Consider the following 17,385-nt stretch of genomic DNA (forward strand, 5'->3'; position numbering starts at 1 on the left):
TTATTTTTGTCCTCATTTATATTCCAATATGGTTTGATTATTATAAAGATACTTTACATGACAATGAATTAAAATTATTGATTTATATTCCAATATGGTTTGATTATTATTCAGATGCACCATTTATTTTAATATGAAATATTTTATTTATATTCCAATATGGTTTGATTATTATAAATCCAGCTTCTTTTAAATCATTATATAATTTTAAATTTATATTCCAATATGGTTTGATTATTATTTTTGGCAGATAAACCAGCAATTATGAAAATAACTACATTTATATTCCAATATGGTTTGATTATTATGAATTAGACCAAGTTTTACCTGGAAATATTGTTGATATTTATATTCCAATATGGTTTGATTATTATTAATGAATGAAGACTATTTACATGTAGAAATGTATTTATTTATATTCCAATATGGTTTGATTATTATGAAGAACTTCAAATGTATTTCACAATACCCCAGCAGATTTATATTCCAATATGGTTTGATTATTATTTGCTCTATTGCTCTGTTTAATGCTTTTTTATCTGAATTTATATTCCAATATGGTTTGATTATTATACGTAATTTTAAAATTTATATTATATCTTAATTATAACTTGCTTATCTGTTGATTTATTCAAAATCCAATGTTTTATTTATTAATAAAATTTACATAAGAACATTTTTTATAGTATTAGCTATTTTTAGAATCTGTCTATTACAGGTGTTTATTTGCTTAGTTAAGTTCAACAGATTTTTTAAATAAAATTATCTTCCTCTACTTTTCCCAAATATTTTCCTATACCTTTTTCTTTACTATAGTCATAATTTAATATATATAACTTTTTATATTTATTTATTTCAATATTTTCTACTAAATTTAATTTTATATTATTTGATTTAATCATATATGATGGTATATTAACTGAATATTTTTTTATATCTTCAATCAAATTATTAATCTCTATAAACCTTTTTTTATTTTCATAATCTTTCTTTAAATTTGTTATTTTGCTATATTTTTCTTCTATTATATCACTATATTTATTATATATAGTTTTTGGAATAATTGTACAATTATCTATTTCTCTTAAATTAATATACTTTTTTTCAACACTTCCTTTTTCAATCTCATTCCAATAATTTAAATAATTTTTTATATTTTTAAAATATTCTGTTTCTTTTAATTTCTCAGTATTAAAGATGCTTTTTATCATTTTCTGTTTATCTTCTTCTGAAATATACTTATTATCATATTTAAATATTTCTTCTTTTGAATACTCAAATATTTCTCTATCAATAAATTCTTTTATATTTGTACCAGAAGGAGAATTTTTTTCATTTCCTATAAATATATTCACATTATTAAAACCTTCTTTTAATTCTCTTTTTCTGTAACATCTTCCCATTCTTTGAAAAAGACTATTCAAATCTAATAATTCTGTATAAAGAATATCAAAATCAATATCTAAACTTGCTTCAACTATAGATGTTGAAATAAATATATATTTTCCATTCTTTTGTTTATTTCCAACTTTTATTATTAAATCTTCTTTTTCTTTTCTATCTTTATTTATAAATCTACTATGCAATAACTCAATATTATATTCAGAATACTCTTCACTTTTACTTATTAAATCATATATTTCTTGAGATTTTTTTATAGTATTTGCAATAATTAATACTTTTTCTTTGCTTTTATTTATTTTTAAATTTAAAATATCTTCTTTAAATACTTTAATCTTATGTCTTTTCTTATTTGACAAAAACATATTTTCAGATAATTCTATGTTTATATTATAATTTTTCATTAAATCATATATAAAAGGAGGAAAAGTTGCTGTTATAATGCTAAATTTACCTCCAATTTTATCAATATATTTTAAAGCTATTATCAAATAAGCTAACATTTTAGAATTATACATTTGAATTTCATCAATAATAATTTTTGAATATGATAAATGTGCTAAGTCATACTCATATCCGTTATATTTAAAAATAAATTTTATTATTTGATCCAAAGTTGTTATTGTAAGTGGTAAACTTTTATTTTTTGTCAAATTATAATAATCTTCATCAAATTTATATGAACTTGCATCTTTTAATAATTCACTTAAAGTATCTGAATGTAACAATCCTACTTTTTCTTTTTTTAACTTAATCTTATTTAACAATCTTCTATAAATACTATTTATAGATACTTTTACAGGTAAAGTAAAATAACCTTTATTTTTTCCTATCCATAATAATCCTGCTTCTGTTTTTCCATATCCAGTAGAAGCTATAACTACAATATTTTTATTTTCATTTGCTTTCATATATTCTTGCAAATCATTCAAATTTGAATTATATTCTTTTTTTAAAAATTTAATTACATAATCTGATAAAGGTTCTGGAGAAATTTCAATTGGCAGGCCTGCACTTGCAGAATAATCTATTTTATTTAATAATCCTTTATGTAAAATATATTCATATAATATATCTTCTCCATAATCTTCAATTTGATTTTCAATAGGTTTAGAAACAAAACGACCTATTGATGGATTAAATTTCAGCTTCTCTTTATCTATTGCAAAAATATAATCTTTTATTAAATTTTGAATTTCTTCTTTATAATCTTTAAATAAATTAATTAAATTTTCTGGTTCTTCTCTTTCATGGTGCCAATATATACTTTGATAAATTATTATTAAATATTTATTTATTTCCTGTTCATTATAGTTTTTGCTTTCTAATAATTTTTTAATTTTTTTCTTCGGTAAGAAACATGGACTTAAAAAATTATGTGGTATTTCTTTCATATCTTTAAAATTATCTTCTATATAATTACCTATCTTAGTTTGAAATTTTGGGTTTATCTTTCCTAAATCATGATATTTACAAATAACATAAAGAATATCCCAATCAATATTCTTTATGTTAGGATATATTTCTTTTAGTAAGTTTAAATTATCTAATAGTTTTTCTGTATGCTCTTCAATAGTTTCCTTTGGATTACTTTTTGCATAGTAAAATTCAATCACCTTCTTTTACGCATTAAAAATAAAATAATTATCTTCATCTAAATAAATATTACTATCTTCAAAAATACCTGTATTTATTTTAGACGCATGGTAAACATCTATTTTGTTCCATTTTCTTATAAAAACATTTTTCTTTATTTTTTGTAATTTATAATCTTTATTTATTTTATATTTGGTTGAATTTGTACTAATATCTCCAATTTCAAAATTTTTTACAGGAATATAAGCATCATGTTCTAAATTAAAATCTTCTTCAAGATCTTTTTTTTCAATATTAACTATTTTTATTTCATTAATTTGTACCAAATCTTCCCATCTTCCCAATGATAAATAAGTGTCCGGATATTTTATTTTATTGTAAATATACTCTATTTCTTCTTGGCTTTCTGGAATTATGTGTATAATAAGATTTAAATCAACAAGTAATTCTGCTGTTGATATACCCTTTGTAATTCCTAATTCGTTTTCTTTATATGAATTTGATTTTTTATCATATTTTGAGTATGGAACCTTCAATTGATGTCTTCCTTTTTCAAAAGAAGTACAAGCAAATTCATATCTAGTCCAAAGATCATTTATTTTAGAATGATGATCACCTTGAACACTTATTTGCATTTCATGATATTCACTATAACCACAAGCTACATGAACCATACCTATTATTGTTGAATATGGAGGTAAAGGATAAGTTTCTTTTAATTGAAAGCTTGTTGGTTTTTTAAAATTAACCATATTTTGATAAGCTTTTATTCTAATAGCTTTTTTATTCATTTTTACCTCCTTTTATTTACTTAATATAATAATCTTTTACTTCTTTTTTTATTTCTTCAAAAAATTCACCTATTTTCTTAGCATTTAATTTTTCTTTTATATCATAACCATTATTAAATTTACTTTCAATAACTCCAACTTTAGTTTTATTTTCAACTTCTTCATCATATGTATAAATATTTCTTATTGTATCTATATCAAAATTTCCATCTTTTAAAATCAATCTATTATGAAAAAATGGATTTTTTATATTATATACTCCCCCTATTGCAAGTATTGGAGATAAATTTTCTCTTCTTCCACGTATGTCTCTATATAAAAATTTTATAGTATCTAGTAAATTGCAAACTCTATTTGATTTTTCAGAATTATCTATTTCAATATTTTCTACTTTATCTATACCTATTTTATCTAAATCAATAGTAATAGTATATGTATAATAAGATTTATGTATTTCACTTTGAGCTAAATTAGAACCCTTTTTTTTATTTTCATTTTGCATATTATATCTATCTAATAATCCTTTATTAGATAAAAAATCTAAATCTAAAGAGAATGGTTCTAATGCAATAGCATTACTTAATCTAACTACAGCAGACCTTGTTTTAGAATCTTCACCTTTTAAAGTTTTCATATATCCAAAAAAATCTATCTCTGGATATTCATCTATATGAGCATCTGGAGCATATTGTATAACTTCTTTATCTAAAGATAATTTTGTAGTATCATAACCACATTGATTTATAATATTATATCTTAATGCTTGCCTTGAAATATATGTATAGCTTTCACCTTGAGAACGAGTTAATTTTTTTAATGATGAAACATTGCCAATTCCTTCACCATAATTAGCACTTTCAGCTTCTATAATAAAAGATATAGTTAATCCTTTTTTATCCATTATTAATTTCCCCCTTTATCAATATTTTCTTTTTTTGTTGATTGAATACCTAAAATAAAAGCATATCCAATAGTTTGTAATGATTCTACATTTTTATTACATTCAAGAATTATACTTGGAATCTCTTTTCCTAAATACATATAACTATTAATTATTGTGTCTAAAAATAAATTTTTATTTTTAGTTTTTAATGAATTTAATAATTTATAAGTAATTCCATTTATTTTATTTTCAGAATTTTTTTGTTTATAATATTGTTTAAATTCTTCACCTTTAAACTTAGCCATAGTAATTAACTTTTCGTTCATTCCTCTTTCCCCCTTTGTATTTAAAAAAGTATTATTTATATATATAAGATTAATTAAAAAATCTTTTATAATACCATCATTTCTAAACTGTATATTCATAGATTCATTTATTAAATTAAATAGTAACGAATTATTATATAAATTATTTATAGTAGCATCGTATAAACTAATATAATCATCATTTGAAACTTTAATATATTTATTTATAATAAATTCTAATCTCTTTTTTTCTTTTTTTAATACATTAATCATAGATTTAGATAAAATATTAAAAGTATAAGGTCTTAAAGAATTTTCTTTATCAAATTTTATAATTTGTATATTTTCTAATTCTAATCTTTTTTTGTTTATTTCTACGCTTTCTAAAGAATTAAGAATATTTCTATAAGTAAAGTTTTCTAAATCAAAATAAGAATGTATTCCCTCATCTTTTTTAAAAGAAATATTATTACTTTCAACTAATGATTTAAAATTATTATTTTTATTTATATATATACCTTTTCCATAATAATTATTAAAACCTGCTGGAACACATGCATAAACCAAATTGCATACAGGACATATATAAGAAGTATTATTAAAATTCCAAAAATGAGAACTTTTTCTATTTTGATCTACACCAATTTTATTAATCCATACCAAATCAAATGATTCTGGCTTTGATAATTTTGTTATTTTTCTATCACAAACACAACAATTATATTTAGCTTTACTTATATCTTTTTTTAAATAATTTAAAGTTGTATCTACAAAATCATTTTTAAATTGAAGAAAATGATCATTCTTATTATTTTGTTTATGTAAAATACTAATATTGTTCCAAAAATTATTTATTATATTATAAATTACGTCCTTAGAACATAAGTATTTTTTTACTACTTTTTCTTTTAACTTACTATTAATTAAAATAAGAGATTCAACTGTTTCTTTTATGACTTTTAATTTTTCTTCATCTGTATCATTTTTTTTAAATTTTATTTTTTTTAATTTTTTTCCTTCTTCAAAAAAATCAATATCTAAATCTTTTAATAAAGGATACGTGTTTGAATAAGAATTTGAAGTTAGTTTTTTCTTCAATAAACCTATATAATCGTTTATATCTCCTATAAATTCACTATTTTCTTTAAAGTACTTTTCTTCAAAATTATTCAAATAATTTGATAAACTTTCAAATTTATTATAAGGTAAAATATATTGATATTTATCCATAAAATATTCAAAATATTTCTCTTCAAAGTTATCTAATTCTTCAATATCAAATTCAAATCCATTATTATTTTTTTTTAAAGAACTTGCATTACTATGATTTAAAATATTATAAAGTCCAACTAATCCTGCATTATATAGCCAATCATTCATTTCTAATCTTATAGTACTTATTATTAACACCCCCTTTTTATAAAATTTCTACTAATCCAAATCCATTACTTCTTTTACTTCCAATTCCAGATTTATATAAATAATCTAATATCATTTCATTCCCTTTTACTTTGATCACACCTAACGTAACAGGAATTTTAGCAGAATAATTTAAAACTATTGTCTTCTTAAAATTAACTATATCTATTTTGAGATTATCTACATATTTAACTAAATTATTATATTCTGATTTTAATAAAGTATATTTAATATTTTCTTTTAAAATATTAATTGATTCTTTATTGTCCAAAGTATAATAAAAATCTTTATTATCTTTTTTTTCATGTTTTCTTATTATAACTGGACTCATGATTTTAAAATATATTTCATTCTTATTTATCCATTTTTCTTTTTCTAAACTTATATTAAATAAAGTCATAGAATTAGAATTAGGTAAAGGGAATTTTTGGGTTTTCATGTTTAAAATAGAATTATAAAAATTAATTGCAAATTCATTATCAAACGAACTTAAAACCATAAAAAATTTATTATTTTCCATCTTAATTTTTTGGTTTTCAAATTTACATTTTCCAAAATTTATACCAAAAGAAAAATGTTTTTGTATAGAATCTTTTTCATTATAATATTTTTTTAAAATACTAACATCTTTTTCTGTAAAACTCTTTTTTATAAAACTCATAAAAATCCGTCTATAATCTAAAGGCATTTCTTTATTTTCTAATTCAAAAAATAATCTAAACCTCATTTTTTTCACCTCACTTTCATTTTGATTTTTCTTTTATTAATAGTATAATTTTATTATAATGTAAATGATTATTTTTTTTTCAGAAATTAATATAAATAAAACATTTTAAAAATCCTATTTTAATATTACCATATTTATATAATATTTTCAATATAAAACTTGAATTTATCTAATGTTTTTTAGGTGGTGACGAAAAATAAAAAATTTGTCTGGAATGCATATATATTACTTTAATATTTGCAAGAGAAAGCTTTGGCTTTTTTCTCATAATTTAAATTTTGAAGATGAAAACATTAATGTAAAAATAGGTAAAATAATAGAAGAAGAATCCTATAGCAATCAAAAGAAAAATTATCTTATAGACAATATAAACATAGATTATATAAAAAGAAATAAAACAATACATGAAATAAAAAAAAGCAATTCATTTGAAGAAGCTAATATTATGCAAATTAAATATTATTTGTATATATTAACAAAATATGGATTAAATGATATAAAAGGTATATTAGAATATCCAAAGTTATATATAAGAAAAGAAATAAATTTAGATAAAAATGATTATATTATAATTGAAAAACAAATATATGAAATATATAAAATAATAAATAATAAAAAAATACCTAATGTAATAAAAGATAACAAAATATGTAAAAAATGTGCATATTATGAATATTGCTATATATAAGAGGTGATTTTATGAAAAGGTCTTATTATTTATTTTCTAACGGAGAATTAAAACGAAGAGATAATTCATTAATTATAAAAAATACTCGAACATCAAAATATATTCCAGTAGAAGATGTAAATCAAATATATGTATTTGGAGAAATATCTTTTAATTCAAAACTTACTAATTTTTTATTTCAAAATAACATAACTGTACATTTTTTTAATTACTATGGATATTATTCGGGAAGTTTTTATCCAAGAGAAAATTTATTGTCTGGTGATGTTCACTTAAAGCAAGCTGTAAATCATTTAAACTTTCACAAAAGATTATTAATTGCAAAAGAATTTATAAATTCAGCAAGTTTTAATATAAGCAGAAATTTAAAATATTATAATAGAAAAGGTATTACTCTAGAATTTCAAATAAAAGAAATAGATTTTTTAAGAAAGAAAATTAATAATGTAAATTCAATTGAAGAATTGATGGGAATAGAAGGTAATATAAGAAAAATATATTATTCTACATGGGATTTTTTTATAAATCAAAATATAAATTTCAAAAAAAGAGAAAAACACCCTCCAAAAAACTGGATAAATTCATTAATTTCATTTATAAATTCATTAATATATACTACAACTCTCACCGAAATATATCATACTCATTTAGATCCTACTATAAGTTTTTTACACTCTCCAAGTGAAAGAAGATATAGCTTAAGTTTAGATATATCAGAAATATTCAAACCTATTGTTGGAGATAGATTGATATTTTCGTTATTAAATAAAAATATGATAACACATGAATCTTTTATAGAAGAGTTTAATCATATAATATTAAAAGACTCTGCAAAAAAAATTATATTAAAAGAATTTGATGAAAGATTAAAACAAACAATAAAACACAAAAAACTTAATAAAAAAGTATCTTATAGAAGATTATTTAGATTAGAATGTTATAAATTAGAAAAACACGTAACAGAAGATACAAAATATGAAGGATTCAAAATATGGTGGTGATAAATATTGTATGTAATATTAATTTATGATATAAACATAGAAGAAGATAATAAAAAGGGTCAAAGAATATTAAATAATTCATTTAAAATATGTAAAAAATATTTAAATCATGTACAAAAATCTGTTTTTGAAGGAGAAATAGACAAAGCTCAACTTGAAAAGCTTCATGCTGAATTAAATAGATATATAAGAAAAGATTTAGACTCAGTAATAATATTTAAAAGTAATAATCCTAGATGGCTAATGAAAGATTTTTGGGGAATTAAAGAAGATAAGACATCTAATTTCTTTTAATCTTTTAACTTTTGTTTATATATAAACTACATAAATATATCAAAAAACTGCTCTCAATTATGAGAGCAGTTCGTTATATGAATACATGTATGCTGACTGGTAGCCCCACGGGGAATCGAACCCCGATTCTCGGACTGAGAATCCGATGGATTAACCGTTATCCTATGGGGCCATATTTACAACTATTATTATAACATATAAAATATTCTTTGTAAAGATATTTTTTTACTACTAAAAAAATATTACTTGACAAAATATTTTTTTTATGCTAAAATTTAGAAAATTAATTAACGATAACAAGGGTGGTTAATATGAAATATTTTTCATTAATTGCAAAAATTAAATCAAATGTACAATTTAATAATAATAATAATTTACAGCGTCGGCAATGACACGCTGTCTGTTTTGACATATAATTGCCGATGCTTAATAAGCATCGGTTTTTTATTTATACCCGGGTATTTGAAGTAATCCCCAAAATTACTTCAAATAAATATCAAAGTTGGGGCTTTGATATAAAATTAAGGGAGGAATCAATATGAAAAAAGTAGATAGTTTAGAATTAGTAAAAAAATATACTGATGGAAATTTTTTTAAAGATGTAACTTTTATACAAAGTCAAATTTTGAAAAGTGTAAGGCATGTTTTAGATGAAAAAGGTTTTATTGAAATTTTACCTGTAATTATTTCACCAATGACTGATCCACTAAACCATCCAGTTTTTAATGCTGATATTAATTATTATGGAAAAACATATTCTATAACTAAATCTATGATTCTTCATAAGCAAATAAGTACACTTGTTCATGAAAAAATTTATTCTGTTTCTCCAAATTTAAGACTCGAAACTGAAGAAAATTATGACAGTGGAAGACATCTTGTTGAATTTGTTCAAATCGATATGGAAAAACTTGGAGCAACTCGTGATGAAATAATGGATATTATGGAAGAAGCTATAAAGTATACTGTTAATACATTAAAAGATAGTTACCCAGAAATAATTGAAAAATATCATCCATCACTTGATTTTTTGAATAAACCTTTTAAGAAAATAACTGTAAAAGAAGCTAAAAGTACTTATGGAGAAGATTATGAAAAAATACTTTCAAAAAAATCAAAAGAACCATTTTGGCTCATTGACATGCCTTTACTTGAAAGAGAATTTTATGATAAACAAGATATGAAAAATCCAGATGTTCTTCTTGATTTTGATTTAATCTTTCCTGAAGGTTTTGGAGAAGGTATTTCCGGTGGTGAAAGAGAACATGAATATGATCAAATAATAAAAAGAATGGATTTAAAGAGAACTTCATCAAAAATGTTTGAAGAATATTTAAGTTTAGCAAAAGAAGGTATATTAAAACCAACCGCTGGTTGTGGTATAGGTGTTGAAAGATTTACAAGATATATACTTGGTTTAGATCATGTTGAAAACGCAAGACTTTTTGCAAAAGCTCCAGGAAGATATTCTATTTAATTTAAAAAAACAGAAACTTCATTTTAACTTATGATACCCAATAATAGATTATAGTTTATTTATTACGGGGAATAAGGAGGGTGTTTTATGACCAGAGAGGAAATTTTAAAAAAAATAGTCGAAGAAAAAATAAAATTTATAAGGCTTCAAATTACCGATATAAACGGTATGTTAAAAAATGTGGAGATTCCAGCAGATGAAATAGAAAGAGCCTTAGATGGGAAGGTTATGTTTGATGGTTCTTCCATTGAGGGAATGGCAAGAATAGATGAATCAGATATGTATCTCATTCCTGACCTTTCTACATTCACAATTCTTCCATGGACATTGGAAAATGGAAAGGTTGGAAGATTTGTTTGTGATGTTTATAAACCAGATGGCAAACCTTATGAAGGTGATCCTAGGTCTGTTTTAAAAAGAATAGTAAAAAAATTAAGAGATGAAGAGTATATTGGATATGCTGGACCAGAACCAGAATTTTTTATTCTTCCAAGAGATGAAAAAGGAAATCCAAAACTCGAGTTGATGGATAAAGGTGGTTACTTTGATTTACTTCCAATAGGTCATGGAGAAGAAACTAGAAAAATGATTGTTGAAGCACTTGAAGAAATGGGATTAAATGTTGAAGCATCTCATCATGAAGTAGCTCCATCACAACATGAAATTGATTTTACATATGATAAAATTTTGGAAACAGCAGACAATATACAAACATTTAAACTTGTTGTTAAAACAATTTCTTTACTTAGAGGTATGCATGCAACTTTTATGCCTAAACCTTTTTTTGGAATAAATGGTTCTGGAATGCATTGTAACATGAGTTTATTTAAAAATGACGAAAATATTTTTTATGATAAAAACAAGAAATACGAATTGAGTCAAGAGTTGCAGTACTTTATTGGAGGTATATTTGAACATATAAACTCTATAACCGCAATAGCAAATCCTACTATAAATTCTTATAAAAGATTAGTTCCAGGATATGAAGCTCCAATTAATGTTGCATGGGCTGCTTCTAACAGAACAGCTTTGATTAGAGTTCCTGCTTCACGAGGAAAGGGTACAAGGATTGAATTAAGGAGTCCTGATCCAACAGCCAATCCTTATCTTCTTTTTTCTGTTATTTTTGCTTCTGGTTTAAAAGGAGTTAAAGAAAAAATTCTTCCACCAGAACCTGTTGTTGAAAATATATATAAAATGAAAGAAGATAAAAAGATGGAACTTGGCATAAAAAAACTTCCAAGTTCATTAAAAGAATCTCTTGAATGCTTAAAAAATGATGAATTTATAAAAGATGTTTTAGGAGAACATATTTTTAAAAAATTTATTGAAATAAAAGAAAAAGAATGTAGACTTTTTGATGCAGCAGTTACTGATTGGGAAACAAATAAATATCTTGGAATATTATAAATAGAAATAGCTTAGCTATTTCTATTTTTTATTTATTAATTAAAAATATGTTGAAAACAAAAATTAAAATAAAAATGGTATAATAAAATAAAAAAATTAGGAGGTTTTTATATGAATATAAAAAGAGCAATAATTTCTGTTTATAACAAAAACGGCTTAGAAAAATTTGCAAGATTTTTATATGAAAATAATGTTGAAATAATAAGTACAGGTGGAACAGCAAATTATTTAGAAGAAAAAGGTATAAAAGTTACTAAAATGTCTGATTATACAAAATTTCCAGAAATTTTAAATGGAAGAGTTAAATCTTTGCATCCAAAATTATTTGGTGGTGTTCTTGCTGTTGATGGTAATAAAAATCAAGAAAAAGAAATCATCGAATATGATATACCAAAAGTTGATATGGTTGTTGTTAATTTTTATCCTTTTGATGAAGTAGCAAGAAATACAACAAATGAAAAAGAACTTTTAGAAAATATAGATATTGGCGGATTTGCACTTTTAAGAGCTGCTGCAAAAAATTATAGAGATGTAATTCCAGTTGTTGATCCTGAAGATTACAACACTATAATAGACAGCATTGAAGAATGTGGAGATTTTCCACTTCATAATAGAAGAAAGTTATCTCTTAAAGCTTTTTATTCTTGTTCAAAATATGATTCTAATATACACAAAGTTTTTTCAGAATTATTTGCCTCAGAAAAGTATGAACATGAATTTTTTGAAATTTTAGGAATGCTTAGATATGGTTCTAATCCATTGCAAGAAGGTACTTTATTAAAATTTGTTAATGGCGAAAGCTTGTTTGATAATGTTATTAATTTAACCACACATAAATCTCCAACCTTAAGAATTTTAAAAGATGTAAAATTATTATATAGTGTTGCTGTAAAGACTAAAGGTAATTTATTGGCTTTTTCTAAAAAAGGAGTTTTTGTTTTTGCTTATTTAAATCCATCAAATGAGGATATTAAAAAGTTTTATGGTATGTTAGATCAATTAAGAGGTGGAATTGTTTATACAGAAGATGTTGAAATGGTTAAAAAATTAAAAAATAGTAAATTAGATGGTATAATCACTTCTTCTGAACCAAATATTGATCATTTTCTTGGTTATAAACCAATGATTTTTAAAATAAATAAAAAAGAAATAAATATGAATTATGAATACTTTGTAGATGGAGATTTAGTTGTAAAACAAGAGTATAAAAAAATTGAAGCTGATTTACCTGATGTTGAAACTATTGGATTTGAAGTGGCAAAGTTACACCGTTCTGATACAATAGTATATGTAAAAAATAATAAAATTTATTCAGGAGTACAAAATGCTTTAAACAGGAAAGTAGCCTTAAAAGTTCTTGAAGAAATAGTTGAAGAAGCTGGCGATACTTTTGAAAAAGGAACTTTGATATTTGACTCTCCAGTTAACAGTGATTTTGTAATAAAAAAAATTATTGAATGGAAGATAGAAAAAATTGTTGTTCCTCCAGCACTACCAAAGGATGAAAAATATATTGAAACAATAAATAATCATGAAGTTAATGTAGTTGTAACTAGCAGAAGATACCATAGGTATTGATTTTTTTGATAAATGTGATATAATGTTTTAGGATCAATTACAAGTGGTTGGGTCCCGCGCAACGAATACCTACGAACCTGGTCAGGACCGGAAGGTAGCAGCCATAAGTGGTGTTTTTCGTGTGCCGCGGGTAGCTCAGCCACCTTGTTTATTTTAAAGACACTATATAAATTTATTTTGTGATGCTAAAAAATACTTTAATCCTTTCTTTTTAGCATTATACATTGCTATATCTCCTTCTAAAATCAAACTATCTACCGTGTTTGCATCTTTTGGAAAAATAGCAATACCAAAGTTTCCTGAAACATTTATTTTATTATCTTCAAAAAATATATCTTTTTCTACTTCTTTTATAGCCCTTTCAACAAAATCTATATAATTCTTACAATTATACAAAGAAATAATAAATTCATCCCCACCAATTCTTGAAATTAAATCACTTTTTCTAAGTATTTTTTTTAATCTTTTACTTACAGTTTTTAAAACCAAATCTCCTGCTTTATGTCCATACTTGTCATTTGCATTTTTAAACTTTTTTAAATCCATATAAAGTAAACAAATTTTCTTTTGTTCTCTTTTAGCTAATGAAATCATTTTTTCAAATTCTAATTCAAACATTCTCCTGTTTGGAAGCTTGGTAAGAGTATCATGATTTGCTGCATATTTTAAGTATTCTTCGATTTTCTTTCTTCTAAGCAAAGCAGATAATTGATTAGAAAAAATTTTAGCAATTTCTATTGAATTTTGATTAAAAGCATCTTCAGATTCAAAATTATCTAAGTTTATAAAAATTAATATTTCATTTTCAATAATTATTGGTATAAAAAGTGTAGATTTTATTTTTTTTGTTTTTCCATTTTTATCTAAAATATCAAAATTTTTTTTATTAAGAGTTTGTTTATTGGCTGAATGAATTTTTTTTATTATTTTTATTTTTATATCTTCTCCTTGTATTAATTCATTTGCTTTAAAAGTTATCTTAGAAAGTTCCTTAAAATTATATCCAAAACATGAAACATACTTATATTCTTCACCTGCTTTCATTAAAATACTTCCAGCTTGAGCACCAGGTATTATCTCTACTCCTTTTTTTATTAAATAATCATATGATGGTTCATTTTCTATTTTTAAAAGATAATTTGTCAAATCACTTATTTCTTTTAAAGATCTCTTTTGCAAATTAATAGATTCCATTATCTTTTTTTGATTATTTCCTTGAAAAATCAAAATAATAATAATAGTAAAAATAACAGCCATAACATAAATTATTATATCAAAAGATGAAAAAACTCTCTTATATTTTAGATTATAAACAAAATTTTTATTAGAAAAAGCTATTCTTATTCTCTTTAAATCAATTTTATTGAGTATATATTCAGAATTTACTTTTATTAAAACTACTCTATTTTTTATAAATTTATCCTTAAAATCATCTGATATCTTAAAAATAAAAATTAAGTCTTTATTATCACTTGTAATTTCATAATTTTTTTTAGGTGGAATTTTATCAATTATTTTAAAAAATAAAACACTTTTATATGTTTTTTTTAAATCCTTTATAATTTTATTTATATCTTCAACATCATTATTTAATACTGCATTATACATTTCATCCCATTGAAAATATCCTGAAACTAATGATTCCGCAAAAAAATTCGCTTGACTAATATAGGATTTTTTTATTTCATTTAATTCATTTTCAAAGTAAATATTGTCAATAACATAACTAAAAAAAATCAAAATTATTACAGTCAATATATATGGTTTAGCCTTTTTTAAATAGTTTGTTTTTTTCATACTATCAACTCCAATATTATTTTAATTTAAAATATTTTTATATACTCTCAAAAAATTATTTCCAAGTATTAATTTTATTTCTTTATCATTATATCCGTGTTCTAATAGTTTTTCTATAAACTTTCCTATATCTTCATGACCTTTTATAACATCAAAAGTTTTTGAATTTTCATTTCTAAACATATCACAAAAATCAAAACCAATTCCAACATGTTCAATACCAACCAAATTAACAATATAATCAACATGATCTATAAAAGTATCAATAGACGGATTTGAATTTGATATAAAAATACTGTTTCCATTCATTCCTATTACACCATCTCTTTCTGCAATAGCCTTTATTTGTTCATCTGTTAAATTTCTCATAGAAGAAGATAAAGTCCTAACATTTGAATGTGATGCAATTATGGGAGTTTTTGAAAAATTTATAATATCCCAAAACCCTTGATCATTTATATGACTAACATCAATAATCATATTCATTTTTTCCATTTTTTTTATTAATTCAACTCCAAAATCTGTTAATCCACCTTTTTTACCTTCTACTTTTTTATCAAAATGACATCCATCTGCAGCATAATTTCTTCTACTCCAAGTAATTCCTGCCATTCTCACACCAAGTTCATAAAAAATATCTAATAAATTCAAATCATTTCCTATTGGTTCTACACCTTCAAAAGAAAGTAGTATTCCTATTTTATCTTTTTTTATTGTATTCATTATATCATCATAATTTTTACACAATATAACCTTATTATTTGATTCTTTTATTTCTTGATAAAGAGCGCTTATTTGTAATAAAGCTCTCTTTAATCCCTGTTCTGGTAAGAATTTATTATCTATAAATATTGAAGATACAATTATATTTATTCCACCTTTTTTAAACTTTTTCAAATAATCGCTTTCTATTATATTTATTCTTCCATTTTCTCTTTTTCTAAGAACATCCATTAATAAATCAAAATGCGCATCTATTATTATGGAATTTTTTTGAATCTCTTTTACTTTATTTTTTATATTCATAAAAATACACCTCCATATAAATTATAACATTTTTATCAAATAGAAACTTATTTTTAACAAAATAATGTTATTCTTTTTTTGAACGTTGTTCAAAAAAATATCCATGGAGGAATTTTATGCCTAAAATTATTAAAAAACCACTTGATATTATATTTAAAACATCTCAAATTATTATAAATAATGAAGGAATAAATAGTTTGAGTATTAGAAAAATTGCAAAAGAATCTGGAATTTCAATTGGAACGATTTATAATTATTTTGAAAACAAAGATGCTTTAATAATAAAATTAATGGAACAGTATTGGAAAGAAAGTATATATTTGTTAAATGAAAAAAAATATTTAAACCAAGAAAAATTTTTAGATGATTTATATGAAGTTTTATGTACTTATCAAAAAACTTATAAAGATTTTTGGAAAAATAATTCATTAAATAATATTCCTCAAATCAGATCTTCTATGATAAAAAAAGTAATTACATTAATTTCTAATAAAACAAAGCTAAAAAATCCTGAATTCATACTTCAAAATTTAATGGCAACTGCAACTTGGAATTTTATAGAATATTCAAAATTAAAAAAAATACTTTTAAATAAGGAAGGTGTATAAAAATGTTATTATCAGCAATCATAACTATAGTATTAGCTCTCATTTTTTATTCTTGGGGAGTTTGGGGAGAGAAATTAAAAGGTAGATTAACAAAAAAATTCTTAATTTTATTTTGGATTGGTCTATTTTTTGATACTACAGGAACAACTTTAATGTCTATGATTTCAGAACATCCACAACCATTTCATAAAATAACTGGATTACTTGCAATATTTTTAATGTTAATTCATGCATTGTGGGGAAGTGTTGTTTTTATAAAAAATAATGAAACTTGGATAAAAAATTTCCATAAATTTAGTTTATTTGTTTGGCTTATGTGGTTAATTCCATTTTTAAGTGGTATGATTTTTGGTGCAAGTGCTAATTAATAATATTTAATTCTAC

The 17,385-nt window shown here is 22.7% G+C and carries 15 protein-coding genes, 1 tRNA gene, 1 other RNA gene and 1 CRISPR repeat array (1 of these 18 cut by a window edge); of the genes, 9 read left to right on the forward strand and 8 right to left on the reverse strand.

Annotated elements, in window-relative coordinates; all coding sequences use genetic code 11:
• A CRISPR array of direct repeats spans nt 1–573; the repeat unit is 30 nt; unit sequence ATTTATATTCCAATATGGTTTGATTATTAT (it extends 249 nt beyond the left edge of the window).
• A gap of 179 nt (nt 574–752) precedes the next feature.
• Genes cas3 through cas6 form a run of 5 tightly spaced genes read right to left on the reverse strand, consistent with a single transcriptional unit; the run spans nt 753 to nt 7,122 of the window.
• Entirely contained in the window at nt 753–3,017 is a 2,265-nt protein-coding gene (gene cas3, locus IGS63_RS00540) for a CRISPR-associated helicase Cas3' (RefSeq protein ID WP_190615111.1), read from the reverse strand.
• Nucleotides 3,018–3,023: 6 nt separating this feature from the next.
• A complete protein-coding gene (cas5b, locus tag IGS63_RS00545; protein ID WP_190615112.1) occupies nt 3,024–3,788 on the reverse strand; it encodes a type I-B CRISPR-associated protein Cas5b in 765 nt (254 codons plus the stop codon).
• Nucleotides 3,789–3,804: 16 nt separating this feature from the next.
• Nucleotides 3,805–4,689 (reverse strand): type I-B CRISPR-associated protein Cas7/Cst2/DevR, encoded by an 885-nt coding sequence (gene cas7i / locus IGS63_RS00550; protein ID WP_190615113.1) that lies wholly within the window; start codon nt 4,687–4,689, stop codon nt 3,805–3,807.
• Between the two features lie 2 nt (nt 4,690–4,691).
• On the reverse strand, nt 4,692–6,386 hold the full coding sequence (gene cas8a1 / locus IGS63_RS00555) for a type I-B CRISPR-associated protein Cas8b1/Cst1 (protein ID WP_190615114.1): 1,695 nt from the start codon (nt 6,384–6,386) through the stop codon (nt 4,692–4,694).
• 7 nt (nt 6,387–6,393) lie between these two features.
• Nucleotides 6,394–7,122, reverse strand: coding sequence for a CRISPR-associated endoribonuclease Cas6 (cas6, locus tag IGS63_RS00560; RefSeq protein WP_190615115.1), 729 nt, complete (start codon nt 7,120–7,122; stop codon nt 6,394–6,396).
• A gap of 214 nt (nt 7,123–7,336) precedes the next feature.
• On the opposite strand from cas6, the gene IGS63_RS00565 reads away from it, so the two are divergent.
• From IGS63_RS00565 to cas2, 3 genes are read left to right on the forward strand one after another with little or no spacing between them, the layout of a single operon-like run.
• Nucleotides 7,337–7,810, forward strand: coding sequence for a CRISPR-associated protein Cas4 (locus IGS63_RS00565; RefSeq protein WP_190616065.1), 474 nt, complete (start codon nt 7,337–7,339; stop codon nt 7,808–7,810).
• Between the two features lie 11 nt (nt 7,811–7,821).
• Complete coding sequence (gene cas1b, locus IGS63_RS00570) at nt 7,822–8,811, forward strand: type I-B CRISPR-associated endonuclease Cas1b (protein ID WP_190615116.1); 990 nt, start codon at nt 7,822–7,824, stop codon at nt 8,809–8,811.
• Nucleotides 8,812–8,817: 6 nt separating this feature from the next.
• Nucleotides 8,818–9,105: a CRISPR-associated endonuclease Cas2 gene (gene cas2, locus IGS63_RS00575; protein ID WP_190615117.1), complete on the forward strand. Its 288-nt coding sequence runs from the start codon at nt 8,818–8,820 to the stop codon at nt 9,103–9,105.
• Between the two features lie 97 nt (nt 9,106–9,202).
• Here cas2 and IGS63_RS00580 read toward each other — a convergent pair.
• Nucleotides 9,203–9,277: transfer RNA gene (locus IGS63_RS00580), tRNA-Glu, on the reverse strand.
• A gap of 366 nt (nt 9,278–9,643) precedes the next feature.
• Between IGS63_RS00580 and IGS63_RS00585 the strand changes: the two genes are divergently transcribed.
• From IGS63_RS00585 to ffs, 4 genes are all read left to right on the forward strand, one after another.
• Nucleotides 9,644–10,582 carry an asparagine synthetase A gene (locus IGS63_RS00585; RefSeq protein ID WP_190615118.1) on the forward strand — a complete coding sequence of 313 codons (939 nt, stop codon included), beginning with the start codon at nt 9,644–9,646 and terminating at the stop codon, nt 10,580–10,582.
• An 87-nt stretch (nt 10,583–10,669) separates the two neighbouring features.
• The gene (gene glnA / locus IGS63_RS00590; RefSeq protein WP_190615119.1) at nt 10,670–11,992 is read left to right on the forward strand and encodes a type I glutamate--ammonia ligase; all 1,323 of its coding nucleotides are present in this window, start codon (nt 10,670–10,672) and stop codon (nt 11,990–11,992) included.
• A gap of 111 nt (nt 11,993–12,103) precedes the next feature.
• Nucleotides 12,104–13,570: a hypothetical protein gene (locus tag IGS63_RS00595; protein WP_190615120.1), complete on the forward strand. Its 1,467-nt coding sequence runs from the start codon at nt 12,104–12,106 to the stop codon at nt 13,568–13,570.
• Between the two features lie 45 nt (nt 13,571–13,615).
• Nucleotides 13,616–13,714: signal recognition particle sRNA small type (ffs, locus tag IGS63_RS00600), an RNA gene on the forward strand.
• An 18-nt stretch (nt 13,715–13,732) separates the two neighbouring features.
• On the opposite strand, the gene IGS63_RS00605 is transcribed toward ffs, so the two are convergent.
• The gene (locus IGS63_RS00605; RefSeq protein ID WP_190615121.1) at nt 13,733–15,367 is read right to left on the reverse strand and encodes a sensor domain-containing diguanylate cyclase; all 1,635 of its coding nucleotides are present in this window, start codon (nt 15,365–15,367) and stop codon (nt 13,733–13,735) included.
• Between the two features lie 21 nt (nt 15,368–15,388).
• Nucleotides 15,389–16,393 carry a dipeptidase gene (locus IGS63_RS00610; protein WP_190615122.1) on the reverse strand — a complete coding sequence of 335 codons (1,005 nt, stop codon included), beginning with the start codon at nt 16,391–16,393 and terminating at the stop codon, nt 15,389–15,391.
• A 116-nt stretch (nt 16,394–16,509) separates the two neighbouring features.
• Here IGS63_RS00610 and IGS63_RS00615 point away from each other — a divergent pair, with 116 nt between their 5' ends.
• Together IGS63_RS00615 and IGS63_RS00620 are read left to right on the forward strand one after the other, a co-directional pair.
• Nucleotides 16,510–17,001: a TetR/AcrR family transcriptional regulator gene (locus IGS63_RS00615; RefSeq protein WP_190615123.1), complete on the forward strand. Its 492-nt coding sequence runs from the start codon at nt 16,510–16,512 to the stop codon at nt 16,999–17,001.
• 2 nt (nt 17,002–17,003) lie between these two features.
• Nucleotides 17,004–17,369 (forward strand): HsmA family protein, encoded by a 366-nt coding sequence (locus IGS63_RS00620; RefSeq protein ID WP_190615124.1) that lies wholly within the window; start codon nt 17,004–17,006, stop codon nt 17,367–17,369.
• The last annotated feature ends 16 nt before the right edge of the window (nt 17,370–17,385 follow it).

The organism is Tepiditoga spiralis (assembly GCF_014701195.1).
GTDB classification, from domain to species: domain Bacteria; phylum Thermotogota; class Thermotogae; order Petrotogales; family Petrotogaceae; genus Tepiditoga; species Tepiditoga spiralis.